This is a genomic window from Nitrospira sp. BLG_2, from assembly GCF_049222245.1.
Map to the genome: position 1 here is coordinate 1 of NZ_JBLYIG010000147.1, position 1,758 is coordinate 1,758.

General features: G+C 54.6%; 3 protein-coding genes. All 3 read right to left on the bottom strand.

Annotated elements, in window-relative coordinates:
- A partial coding sequence (gene fliW / locus ACOSYY_RS04160) for a flagellar assembly protein FliW (protein WP_421661009.1) occupies positions 1–242 on the bottom strand: 242 nt, incomplete at its 3' end.
- 10 nt (positions 243–252) lie between these two features.
- The gene (csrA, locus tag ACOSYY_RS04165; RefSeq protein WP_421661010.1) at positions 253–498 is read right to left on the bottom strand and encodes a carbon storage regulator CsrA; all 246 of its coding nucleotides are present in this window, start codon (positions 496–498) and stop codon (positions 253–255) included.
- 71 nt (positions 499–569) lie between these two features.
- On the bottom strand, positions 570–1,758 hold a 1,189-nt coding region (locus tag ACOSYY_RS04170), incomplete at its 5' end, for a flagellin (protein ID WP_421661011.1).

Sequence of the window (1,758 nt, forward strand, 5' to 3'; positions counted from 1 at the left end):
TCTACCAGTGCGTCTGTGGGAACTTCAATATGGTAATCGGGATGGAACGTGGCCGGATCCATGAGGACAAAGGCCAGATCCGGCTCGTCAACTGATTGAAGCCACTTGAATGGGGCCTCGGTATCATGATCAAGGATCACATACCGTTGCTGTTCGGGAAACCCAAGTAGCCCAGACGGAAACCTGACGATGCTTTCGTCGGGCACTTCGAATGATCCGAAGCGAGTCGATGTGCAGTTCACGGTGATATCCTCACGAGATCATACGGTGTTTCGCAGGAATCAGGCGACGAAATGCCTCGAGCGGCACAGCCTGTGTTTTGGCTGCCAACCGGTTCTCTTCTTGAATCCTCGTATAAACCTCTTCCCGATGAACTGCGACAGCTGATGGCGCTTCGATTCCAAGGCGGACTTGCCCACTTTTCATACCCAGCACAACCACACGGATGTCGGGGCCGATCGTGACACTTTCTCCGCGTCGACGTGTAAGTACCAGCATACCAGCCTTCCATGGCTACACAACGTTCCAGAGAATTATCGGCCATCCATGATACAAACTTGAGAAAACACCTAGCGCAGATGCTTCAGGAGGGAGTTGTCGAAGATCCGACCAAGCGTTTCACCTGCAGCTTGAATCGCGTATTCTTGCAGAGTGAGTTCGGAGATTGTTTGAGCCAAATCGATGTCTTCGTATGAGGACAGCGTGTTGGTTGCCAGCACTCTGGCATCTTCCAACGCCGAGGAGGTGGCTTCTAAACGATTAGTGAGCCCGCCGACTTTCGCTTGAGCCGCCGACACCTGACTAAGAGCGCTGTCTAAATCTCCCAAGCTCTCCGCGATGCCGGCCTTGAAGTTTCCTCGCAGCGCGGCAAGAAGATGTTGCACCGCCTCAAACACGTTGACACTCGGGCCGCTATAGACTTCATGGCCAGGAACATTGGTGGCGATCACCTCCCCGTCCGCCACCTCAATTTCATGAGTTGCAGAATCGCCGGCATATCTGCTCTGACTCACGACATGAAAGAGATCCCCTGCAGCAGGGGACGCCGTGTCGTTACTTATCGTGAACTGGATGCCGTCGAACGAGATCGCAGCGCCTGAGACATACGTCTGTCCACCTAGAACCATCTTTGGTGCAAGGGTCACGGTAAATCGATCTCCAGTAACCGGCGATCCCGGTTGTCCGTTCGAAAGTATGACGCGTAACCCGTCGAATTCGATGGCTCCTCCAGACACATAGGAGTTCCCAGTTGAAAGAGTCGACCCGGTCGTCGTGTTCACGACAGAATACTGCGAGGAAGATGTGAATTGGATCTCGTACGAATCGAGGGTGATGCCTTGGGGGTCGATAACTCCGGCATCAATGGCACCGACTCGGCCCACATTGGCCAAATTCGCAGCCACTGTAACAGGTGCCGACGTATTAAGGACGTCAAAGGTCGTTGCCCCGGTGAATCGGACGACATGATTGTCGAACGACGTAATGCTTGCGTTACGCACTCGTCCCTGCGAGATGGTCGCCCCTCCGCTGTTCGTCAAGGCGGCATGGGTGACCACTGTAGGCGCAAATGTCGAGGCGCCATCGCCCGCACTGCCTCCATTGAATCCAAGCAACGCCCGCGCGGATCCTCCAATCACCTCGGCATTCGCGCTCGGTCCCTCAGAATTCGAGGCAATCACAAGGCGAGCGTTTTCATACGTAACCGACACGCGTTTCCCCGCCGCAAGTAAGGTTGAATCAGCATTAATCCGGCTCTGT